This window comes from Intestinimonas sp. RTP31139st1_F5_RTP31139_211217 (assembly GCF_040226735.1).
In the GTDB taxonomy this organism is placed as follows: domain Bacteria; phylum Bacillota; class Clostridia; order Oscillospirales; family Oscillospiraceae; genus Intestinimonas; species Intestinimonas butyriciproducens.
In genome coordinates this window covers 1-10,485 of sequence record NZ_JBCOAQ010000057.1, presented here as the reverse complement: position 1 = coordinate 10,485, position 10,485 = coordinate 1, and the positions used below count along the sequence as shown (strand labels likewise).

Here is a 10,485-nt window from a genome sequence, read left to right as displayed (position 1 = left end):
ATCCCTTGCCCGTGGGGAGCCCCGCAAAAACAACCGCAGGGGTGGTGGACCGTAAGTTTCCGGTCCGAGAAAGAAATAGACAGCGCCTCCGCAGTCCCGGGACTGCGGAGGCGCTGTCTATTTCTATTCTTATGAGACGTTGATTTTTACTTTTTGGAGTAGTCGTAGAAGCCCTTGCCGGTCTTCCGGCCCCACTCGTGGGCCTCGTACTTGGCCTTTACGATGTCATAGCCGTGGGGCTTGACGCCGGTCTCCTTCCAGCGGCGGTCGCTGGCCATGTAGTTCAGGTCGATGCCGGTGAGGTCCAGCAGGCGGAAGGGGCCCATGGGGTGGTTCAGCCCCAGCTCCACGCCGGTGTCCAGATCCTCAGCCGTGCAGACGCCGTCTTCCACCAGGAAGAACGCCTCGTCCCGGATGGCGCGCAGGACGCGGTTGACCACAAAGCCCTCAATCTCCTTGTTGACCCTGATGGGCGTTTTGCCGTTGGCCACGGCGAAGTCCACAATAAAGTCCACGGTCTCGTCGGCAGTGTGCTCGCCGCGCACCACCTCCACCAGCTTCAGCACCAGGGCGGGGTTGAAATAGTGCATGTTGGCCAGGCGGCTGGGATTGGGCACACAGTCCTTGAAGAGGGAAGAGGGCATATAGCTGGAGTTAGAGGCCAGGACGGCATTCTCATCGACGATCGCGCCCACTTCTTTATAGAAGTTGGTCTTGATGTCCTTGTCCTCCAGGATGGCCTCGATGACGATCTGAGCGCCCTCCGCGGCCTCCTGCAGGGTGGGCACCAGATGGAACTTCGCCTTGGCGTCGGCCGCCTGCTCCGCGGTCAGCTTGCCCTTAGCCACGCGGCCTTCCAGATACTCCGCGCTCCACTTGTCCACCGCGGTCAGCACATCGGCAATGGCGTCCGTCAGATAGGTGTCAAAGCCGTGGATCGCCGCGTTCAGCGCGATCTGACGCCCCATCTGGCCGCCCCCAGCCACACATACTTTCTTCACATCAGAAACCTTCATCACATTTGCCTCCCTATTATTATAAAATTTGATCTTCGCTTTCCCTTTTACGGGTGCTGCTGGACCGCACCGCTCTTCAGCAGCGCCTTGATCTTCTCCCCACTGTAACCAAGTCTCTCCGACAGCACTTCCGGCGTGTCCGCCCCCAGCAGCGGCCCACGCTCCAGCTCCGGCACCCCCATCTCACGGGACTGCACCGCCGGACGGGGCATCACGCACTCCCCGCCATCCGGGAACTCCACCTTCGTCAAGTAGTGGTTCACCCACGCCTGCTCGCTGTCCACGATGTCCTTGAAGTGCCGCAGGCGGTCGTTTACGATGTCGCTCTCGTTCAAGGCCTTGTTCCAGTACGCGAAGTCCTCCCTGATGAACCGCTCCTCCAGCGCCCGGATCAGCTCGCCGCGGTGCTGGTCCGCCGCCTTCTTGTCCGCAAACCGGGGGTCCTCCGCCAGCTCCGGCACCCCAAGCACCTTGCACAGCGCCGGGAAGTACCGCTCATACTCCAATATCGACAGCATCAGCCACTCCCCGTCCTTGCACCGGTACGGCGCCGTGAGTGGAGGCGTCTCCTCCCGGTGCTTCGGAAACGGATCCCCATATCGCTGCTGCGCCCGCAGGTACATGAAGCTCATGATCCAGATCGCTCCCCCGAACAGGGATATCGTCACATAGTCTCCCTTCCCCGTCCGCTCACGCCCCAGCAGCGCTGCACAGATCCCCCCGAACAGCGCCGTTCCGCACGTCACGTCCCCGATCCCCGTCGGCGCCAGGATCGGGTAGCTCGTCCCCGTGTCGATCGACAGGTCGTTCAAGAATCCGCTGTTTCCCCAGTACGCCACCAGGTCGAATCCCGGCTTGTCCGTCTCCGGGCCCTCTTCTCCGAAGCCTGTCACCGACGCGTAGATCAGCTTGGGAAACCGCTCCTTCAGGCTCTCGTAGTCCAGCCCCAGCTTCCGGAGTGACTTCGCCCGCGTGTTCGTCAGGAAGATGTCCGCGTCCGACAGCAGATCATACAGCACCGCTTTCCCTTCCGCGCTCTTCAGATCCACCACCACGCTCTTCTTCCCCGCGTTCACCAGGTCGAACATCGGGTTTTCCTCCTCCGTCGACGTCACACGGTGCGTTGAGCCGTGGTACCGCCACGCATCGCCCTTCCCCGACTCCACCTTGATCACGTCCGCACCCCAGTCCCGCAGCAGACGCCCGCAGGACGGCGCCGCCACGAACGTCGACAGCTCAATTACCTTATACCCAGACAGGGGCTTTGTCCGCTGGCCCGCCATAAGAATCTCGCTCCTTTTATCCGATTTCAGCATTTAAAATTATAGTGCCTTCTGCCCAAAAAATCATTTCTTTTTCGAATGAAAATGTTCTATTTTTTGTTTTTCAGGGCCAGCATGATCTCCGCCGCCGCCGTCAGAGTCCGCTGGATCAGACGGCCTCGAAGATGCCTGCGGCACCCATGCCGCCGCCGATGCACATGGTCACCATACAGTACTTTCCGCCGATCCGATTCATTTCGCTGACGGCCTTGATGGTGAGAATCGCGCCGGTGGCGCCCAGGGGATGGCCCATGGCCATGGCGCCGCCGTTGGGGTTGACCTTCTTGGGGTCCATGCCCAGATCGCGGATGCAGGGGATGGCCTGAGCGGCAAATGCCTCATTGATCTCAATGACGTCCATCTGGTCGATGGTGAGACCCGCGCGCGCCAGCGCAATGGGCACGGCCATCTTGGGGCCAAGACCCATAACACAGGGATCCAGGCCGCGCACACCAAAGGAGACGAATTTGGCCAGAGGCTTGATGCCCAGCGCTTCCGCCTTCCGGGCGGTCATCAGGACCACCATGGCGGCGGCATCGCTCATCTGGGAGGACGTAGCGGCGGTCACGGTCCCGCCCTCTTTAAACACGGTCTTCAGCTTGGCCAGGTCCTCCATGGTGAGGCCCCGGCGGATGCCCTCGTCCTTGTCGAACACAAAGGGATTTCCGTCATCGTCCAGTGCCTCCACAGGGACGATCTGCTCCACAAACTTCCCGCTGTCCTGGGCCGCAGCGGCCTTCTGATGGCTCTCCAGCGCCATCCGGTCCTGCTCCTCCCGGGTGATGTGGCAGGCCTCCGCCACGTTCTCGGCGGTGATGCCCATGGGCATATAGGCGCCGGGCTCATTCTCCTTGATCCAGCGGCAGCGGACCTCGTCCTTGGTGCCCATGGGCAGCAGGGACATTGTCTCCACACCGCCGGCCACCATCACCTCGGCGTCGCCGCAGCGGATCATGTTGATGGCGGTATAGATGGTCTGCAGTCCGGAGGAACAGAAACGATTCACCGTCTGGGCGGGCACATCATAGGGCACGCCAGCGCGCAGGCAGATCAGGCGGCCGATGTTGTAGCCCTGGACCTCCTCGCATTTGGAGCAGCCAATGATGATATCGGAGATATCCTTGGGGTCCAACTGGGGGACCTTGTCGAGGACCTGGCGGAGGACCTGGCCGCCGAAATCCACGGGATGGGTGTTGCGCAGAGACCCCTTTTTCGCGCGGCCCACGGCACTGCGCCCAAAGGCGGCGATGACAACGTCCTGAGGCTGAAGATGGCTCATGAATCACTTACCCCTTTCTCTCATTCACACAAACACATAATTTATCTTGGTATTTACTTCTTTTTGATCAGGCTCGCGGTACCTACCATCACATTTCCACCGGCTTGATTGAGGACGGTGAGCGCACACTCCACATAGAGGCCGTTCTCCCGCTCCTCTGCTTTCGTAACCGTCCCCTGTGTGAGTACGGTGTCCCCCGGATGGGCCTGCCCGATGAACTTGACCTCAATCTCCCCGCTGGTGGCCCAGTCCATACCGAAGTTGAGCTCCATCATTTCGGAGGCATACGCCATGGTCAAGAAGCCGTGGGCCAGCGTGGTCTTGAAGGGGGAGTTGGCGCAGTAGACCGGGTCCACATGGACGGATCCGGTCGCGCCGCTCAGGACGCCGAACATATCGATCTTGTCCTGATTCAAGTGCTTGACCACGGGGATCAGAGAGGCCCCCGCCTCCACTGTCTGCAGCAGTGCGTATTTCATATCGCCCTCTCCCTCCTCACTTCCTGGCCCCGGGAACCAGATTGGTCATCACACCGGAGCACACCACCTCGCCATTCTGATTGGTAAAAGTGGTGGTGTAGGTGATCTGAAGCCTGCCCTTGGCGTCGGTCCCCTCGGCCACTTCCGTCCTGGCGGTGAGGGCATCTCCCGCCTGGATCGGCTTGAAGAAAGACATCTTCTGCTTGGTATGGACCCCGCCCTTGGGCACCTTGACCTGGGGGTCCTGGAACATCTGATATTGGGCGCAGAGGCTGGTGGGGGCGATGGTCGTCTCAAACCCGGCCTGCTGCGCATCCTTCTCGTTGAGATACATGGGCTCCAGGTTTTCCACGGCCTGGGCATACTGCGCGATGGCGTATTTGGTGATATTCCAAACCTTCTCGCTCATAGTTTCCTCCGTTCGCACTCCCGGTCAGACACCCTTGAACTGCGCGGGACGCTTCTCAATGAAGGCCAGCGTACCCTCCGCCTTGTCCGCCGTGGAGAAGGCGATGGCCTGGGAGTATCGCTCAAAGCACAGCCCGGAATACAGGTCGGTGTTGGCTCCCACGTTGATGGCCTGCTTGGCAAGCGTAATGGCTACGGGGCCCTTGGCCTTGATCTTTTTGGCCATCTCAATGGCGGCCTCCAGTACGGTGCCGTCCTCCACCACCTTTTCGATCAGGCCGATGCGCTCAGCCTCCTCGGCGGAGATGATATCGCCGGTAAAGATGAGTTCCTTGGCCTTGCCGATACCCACCAGGCGCTGCAGGCGCTGGGTGCCGCCGCCGCCGGGGATGATGCCCAGATTGACCTCCGGCTGGCCGAACTTGGACTTCTTGGTGGCGATACGGATATCGCAGGCCATGGCCAGCTCGCAGCCGCCGCCCAGGGCGTAGCCGTCCACCGCAGCGATGACGGGCTTTTTGTGCATGGTGATCTCATAGAGGATATCGTTGACTTCGCTGTTCATCTGCTCGCTGACCGTCCGGGCGTTGAGCGCCTTGATATCGGCACCGGAGGCAAAGGCCTTTCCGCCTGCGCCGGTGAGGATGATCACATGCGCGTCATCGTTGAAGCGGAGCTCCCGCATTCCAGCCCGGATCTCATCCCAGGTCACATAATCCAGCGCGTTGCGGACCTCCGGGCGGTTCAGGGTCAGGACGGCGATCCCGTCGTTGATCTCGATCTTGATGTTCTGGTAAGCCATGATCGTTTCTCCCCCTATTTTTGTTCAGATGATCTTGTGTTCCTTCAGCTGTGCGATCTGCGCCTCATCGCGCTCCAGAAGCTCCTCCAGGATCTCCTTGCTATCGTAACCGGCCGCACAGGCGCCACGCCGGTACTCCGCCGGTGTTTCGCTCATTTTAATGGGGTTGCCGATGACGGGGATATCGTCCAGCACGGTCTCGCGGGGACAGATGAGCATCTCACGGGCCGCCACCTGGGGATCGTTGAACACCTCTTCCGCCGTCTGTACAATGGCATTGGGGATCCCGCACTCGTCCAGCAGGGCGGCGGCTTCCTTGACCGTATACTGAGAGAGCCACTTGTTGATATCCGCGTCGAGCTGTTTGTCATGGTACTTCTTGCGCGCTGCCGCGCCGACCATGCCCTCCTGGCCGATATACTCCGGATGGCCGATGAGCACGGTGAGCTTTTCGAAATGGGCTTCTGCGGTGCCGGAGATCTGGAGCCACTTGCCGTCCTTGGCCTGATAGGTGCCCACGGGCGCGGAGAAGGGCCGCCCGTTGCCGGAGCGCACGGGCACCTCGCCGGACATCCGGTAGATGGCGGGATAGTTCTCCATGAGGACGAACATGGTGTCAAAGAGTGCGATATCGATGTACTGCCCCATCCCTGTGCGCTGGCGGTAGGCATAGGCGGCAAGGATACCAACAGCCAGATAGAGCCCGGCGATAAAATCGCTGAGCACCGGACCGCCCTTGGTGGGGGGGCCGTCCTGGAAGCCGGTCACATCCATGAACCCGGACAGCGCCTGGATGGACATATCCAGGGCCTGGCGGTGCACATTGGGACCGGTTTGGCCAAATCCGGACAGACTGGCCATGATAATGCCGGGATTGACCTCCTTGAGCTGTTCATAGCCCAGGTTCATCTTCTCCATGACGCCGGGCCGGAAATTATCCAGCACCACGTCGGACCGGCGCACCAGATCCCGAAAGATCTCCTGCCCTTCGGGCGTCTTCAGGTTGAGGGTCAGGAAACGCTTGTTGCGGTTATAGGAGGCAAAGTACAGACTCATCTCTTTGTACATGGGGTCGTATTTACGGGCGATATCCCCCTTCCCCTCCCCGGGGAGTTCCACCTTGATCACATCCGCCCCCAGGTCGGCCAGCATCTGGCCGGCATAGGGCGCGGAGATGAACTGCGAGAGTTCGAGGACGCGAAGTCCCTCCAAACATTTTTTCACCAAAGGTTCACCTCTAACATTTGTTGCATGGCGGCTCAGCGCCCCGTATATTGGGGCTCTCTCTTCTCAAAGAAGGCCTGCATGCCCTCCTTCTGGTCGTGGCCGGAATAGAGCAGCGACATCAGCGGAAGCTGCATCTCAGAGGCCGCGCCGGGCTCATACTGGTTGCCCACCGTCAGCGCGCGCTTCGCCATGCGAACAGCCAGGGGAGACTTGGCCTTGATGCTCTCTGCCAGAGCGGCGGCGGTGGAGACGACCTCTTCCGGCGCGACGACTTTGTTGACGATCCCCAGCTCATACCCTCTCTGTGCGGTATACGCCTCGCCAAAGAGCACCATCTCCGCCGCCTGGTAGCGGCCCACGATCCGGGGCAGGACGGACGCTCCGCCAAAGATGCCCAAGTTGATCTCCGGTACGGCGAATTTTGCCCGCTCGGACGCTACGATGATATCGCAGGACAGTACGAGGACATTTCCGCCACCCAGAGCATGCCCGTTGACAGCCCCGATGACTGGCTTGCTGTTTTCCCGGATCAGGCGGTTGAGTACGTTGTACAGGTTGCCGTAATCCAGATAATCCAGCGCGGACATGACCGAGAGCTCCTTCAGATCCGCCCCACCCACGAATACCTTACCTGCTCCGGTAAGGATGGCCACGCGGACGGAGTCGTCCTTGTCGATCGCCTGAAACACATCGATGAGCTCCAGCAGCGTCTCCCGATTCAAGGCGTTGCGCTGCTCGGGGCGATTGATGGTCACCCAGGCGGTCCCCTGGTCGTTCTTATACTCCAGATACTGATAGCTCATAGCTCTTCTCTCCCTCATGTGTCAGCAAGTTTTTCCCCAATCTGATGCTCAGGCCAGGGCGGCCTTTTTCTTCTTCCGGGTGGCCACCTGCAGCAGCACGGCTACAATAAAAATTGCCAGACCGATGATATCGGTGATGGTCTCCGGAATGATCAGCGTGATGGCCGCCACGCCGAAGATGACCCGCTGCCAGATTGGTGTTTTTTCCAGGAAAAAGCCCTGCAGTGTAATGCTCATGCTGAGGATACCAACGACGGCGGTGAAGATGCACTGCAGAATCTCCAAGATATCGCCCTGCAGAACCAACGCCGGATTTAAAACGAACATGAACGGCAGGATAAATGCTGCGAGGCCCAATTTGAGGGCCTGAAGACTTGTCTTAACAAAGTCTGCCTTTGCAATACCGGCGCCCACCATGGAGGCCAGGGCCACAGGCGGGGTGATGGCGGAGATGATCCCAAAGTAGAAGATGAACAGGTGGGCGGCGATGGGTACCACGTCCATCTTGATGAGGGCGGGGGCGACCATGCTGGCCAGCACCACGTAGCAGGCCACAGTGGGCAGGCCCATGCCCATGATGACGCAGGCGATCATCGTCAGCACCATCAGGATCACCAGGTTGCCGCCGGATGCGGTGATGAGCAGGGAGGAGAGCTTGAGGGCCAGGCCGGTGAGGGTAATGGACCCCACAACGATGCCCACGGCGGCACAGGCCACAGAGGTCTCCAATGCACCGATGGCGCCCTCGCGTAAAGTGTCGATAATCTGATGAATGTTCATGCGGGTGTCCTTGTGGATCATACAGATCACAAAGGCTACTGCAATGGACCAAACAGCGGCCTTGGCAGGGGACCACTGGAGGCCGGCCAGCAGGACGATAAGGACCACAGGGGAGACCAGAGAGGGCCATCCCTTTTTCAGCACATCCCGGGTCCGGGGCAGCTCGGCCTTATTCATTCCAGTGAGCCCGGTCTTGGCCGCCTCAAAATCCACCACAAAGAAGACCGCCAGATAATAGAGGATCGCAGGGACAGCGGCGCAGGCGGCGACCGTCCAGTAGGGAATGCCCACGATCTCCGCGATCAGGAAGGCTGAGGCGCCCATAATGGGGGGCATGAACTGTCCGCCTGAAGAAGCAACCGCCTCTGTCGCACCAGCAAATTCGGCCCGATAGCCAATCTTCTTCATCAGGGGGATTGTAAAGGTGCCGGTGCCCACTACGTTTGCCACGGCGCTGCCGGAGATGGAGCCGAACAGTCCGCTGGCCACGACGGCCACCTTGGCCGGACCGCCGCGCACATGGCCCACCAGGGAGCAGGCCACATCGATGAAGACCTGTCCGCCCCCCGTCTTCTCCAGCAGCTTGGCGTAGAGGACAAAGAGGAAGATGAAGGTCACGCAGCAGTCGATGCAGGTGCCGAAGATGGACTCAGTAGTAAGGGCGGAAAAAGTAAAAATTTTAGAAAGACTGGCCCCGGGATGACGGATGGCGTCAGGCATATAGGGGCCCACATAGGCATAGATCAGGAATACAATACCAATTGTAATTAGACCAATACCGGTCAAGCGGCGGCAGCCTTCGATGACCAAAAGTAGAACAATTGCTCCTAAGATAACCTCAAACTGGGTATACATACCGATGTTCAGGCTTAAGGCCATAGCATGGGTATACATATAAACAGCAAAGACAACGGAGAGAATGATGCCAACAATTTGGTCAATATACAACTTCTCTGGATCCAGCTTCTTACTCGCAGGTTTGGTTAAGAATGTAAGAATCAGTGCGAAGGCCACGTGAATCGGACGTTGCTCCATAGGAGCCCAAACTCCGAAGAAACCAAGGTACAGTTGCCAAATACACCAAACCACAGCGACTACCGTAATAACGGGCTTCTTGTTACATTTAATTCCCATGCAGGAAACACCCCTCCTCTTAAAAGGTTCACAAGAAAACCGGGGGAGCGGCGGGCGGAGACGTCCAGCTCCGCGCCGCCCCCCTTGTTTTCATGGAGTCTTACTCCACTCCGTTTTCTGCAAAATACTTCACGGCGCCGGGATGCATCCGGTCAAGCTTCATGATGCCGCCGTCCAGATAGCGCTGGGTGGTCTCCAGAGTAATACCCGCGCCGGAGGGATGGGTCAGAGCGATCTCGTCCACATTTTCGATCAGGGTCTTGGTCATCTCGTACACGATATCCTCAGACAGGTTCTTGTTGGCGTAGAGAACTGTATAGATGGTGGGCGCCCAGCGCTCCTCGGTCTGCCCTCTATAGGTATCGGCGGGCACCGCCATCATGGTGTTGGCAGGGTAGAGCTCGTCGTGCTTGGCACGGGTCTCATCGCTGACGGTCAGGAACCGCACGCCCTTGGTGGAGGCCACGGAGTCCAGGGTGCCGTTATAGGGATACGCGGTGAGAATGATCACGTCGGCGTTGCCGTCGCCCAGCGCCTCAGCGGCCTGCGCGTAGGACATAACACGGTAGTCCACTTTCTCCGGATCAAAGGTGCCGGCGGCCGTGATCAGCTGCTTGATGGTGGTGAGGTTGGTGGCAGTGGAGGCGACCACCGTCTTCTCGGTGATATCCTCGACCGCGTAGTAGGGAGAGGAGTCCAGCGTCAGAATGCCGTAGATGTTGTCGTACATACCCAGCACCTGCATAATATCGCTCTGGGCATTGCCCGTATACTCGGCAGTACCGGCCCAGGCCCGCTCAAACATGCAGGCCATGCCAATGCCCACGGCGGCCTTGCCGCTCTGCAGCATGGCGGGAAGCTGCTGAAGCTGTGCAGGGGAGACGGCGACCATTTCCACATCGGTGAGGTTCTGGTTGAGAATATTCACCATGCCGGTGCCCAGAATCTCATAGACGCCGCCTGGGGTACCGGTGCCAAACAGGACCTGCTCACGCTGTCCGTTGTTCGCAGGCGCGGGGGTAGTCGCCGAAGCGTCATTCGTGTTGGCAGGAGCTGAAATATTGGAGCCGCTCCCTCCACCACAAGCGCTCAGAAAGATGGCCATCGTTGCAAACAGGCAAACAAGTTTCGTCCATTTTTTCATTGCGAGCCCTCCTACTCGTATAATAAGTTTCAAAGTTAATAGTTTCAGGTATCAGCAGGCTTTGAGGTGCCCGTGATACAATAGCTGTAGG

10 protein-coding genes are annotated in these 10,485 nt (G+C 59.3%); all 10 read right to left on the bottom strand.

The window, feature by feature from the left end:
- Positions 1–146 precede the first annotated feature (146 nt).
- Positions 147–1,016, bottom strand: a complete 870-nt coding sequence (locus ABUA09_RS17200; protein ID WP_033118370.1) for a 3-hydroxyacyl-CoA dehydrogenase family protein — start codon at positions 1,014–1,016, stop codon at positions 147–149.
- A gap of 47 nt (positions 1,017–1,063) precedes the next feature.
- Positions 1,064–2,332, bottom strand: coding sequence for a CaiB/BaiF CoA transferase family protein (locus tag ABUA09_RS17195; protein ID WP_058117054.1), 1,269 nt, complete (start codon positions 2,330–2,332; stop codon positions 1,064–1,066).
- Positions 2,333–2,447: 115 nt separating this feature from the next.
- Positions 2,448–3,617, bottom strand: a complete 1,170-nt coding sequence (locus ABUA09_RS17190) for a thiolase family protein (RefSeq protein WP_033118372.1) — start codon at positions 3,615–3,617, stop codon at positions 2,448–2,450.
- A gap of 53 nt (positions 3,618–3,670) precedes the next feature.
- Complete coding sequence (locus ABUA09_RS17185) at positions 3,671–4,096, bottom strand: MaoC family dehydratase (protein ID WP_033118373.1); 426 nt, start codon at positions 4,094–4,096, stop codon at positions 3,671–3,673.
- A gap of 16 nt (positions 4,097–4,112) precedes the next feature.
- Positions 4,113–4,505: a MaoC family dehydratase gene (locus ABUA09_RS17180; RefSeq protein ID WP_052082766.1), complete on the bottom strand. Its 393-nt coding sequence runs from the start codon at positions 4,503–4,505 to the stop codon at positions 4,113–4,115.
- 24 nt (positions 4,506–4,529) lie between these two features.
- On the bottom strand, positions 4,530–5,306 hold the full coding sequence (locus tag ABUA09_RS17175) for an enoyl-CoA hydratase/isomerase family protein (RefSeq protein WP_033118374.1): 777 nt from the start codon (positions 5,304–5,306) through the stop codon (positions 4,530–4,532).
- A 24-nt stretch (positions 5,307–5,330) separates the two neighbouring features.
- On the bottom strand, positions 5,331–6,530 hold the full coding sequence (locus ABUA09_RS17170; protein ID WP_158453362.1) for a CaiB/BaiF CoA transferase family protein: 1,200 nt from the start codon (positions 6,528–6,530) through the stop codon (positions 5,331–5,333).
- Between the two features lie 35 nt (positions 6,531–6,565).
- A complete protein-coding gene (locus ABUA09_RS17165) occupies positions 6,566–7,336 on the bottom strand; it encodes an enoyl-CoA hydratase/isomerase family protein (RefSeq protein ID WP_033118376.1) in 771 nt (256 codons plus the stop codon).
- A gap of 48 nt (positions 7,337–7,384) precedes the next feature.
- Entirely contained in the window at positions 7,385–9,250 is a 1,866-nt protein-coding gene (locus tag ABUA09_RS17160; protein WP_195608593.1) for a TRAP transporter permease, read from the bottom strand.
- Positions 9,251–9,350: 100 nt separating this feature from the next.
- Positions 9,351–10,394, bottom strand: a complete 1,044-nt coding sequence (locus tag ABUA09_RS17155) for a TAXI family TRAP transporter solute-binding subunit (RefSeq protein WP_349949563.1) — start codon at positions 10,392–10,394, stop codon at positions 9,351–9,353.
- Positions 10,395–10,485 lie beyond the last annotated feature (91 nt).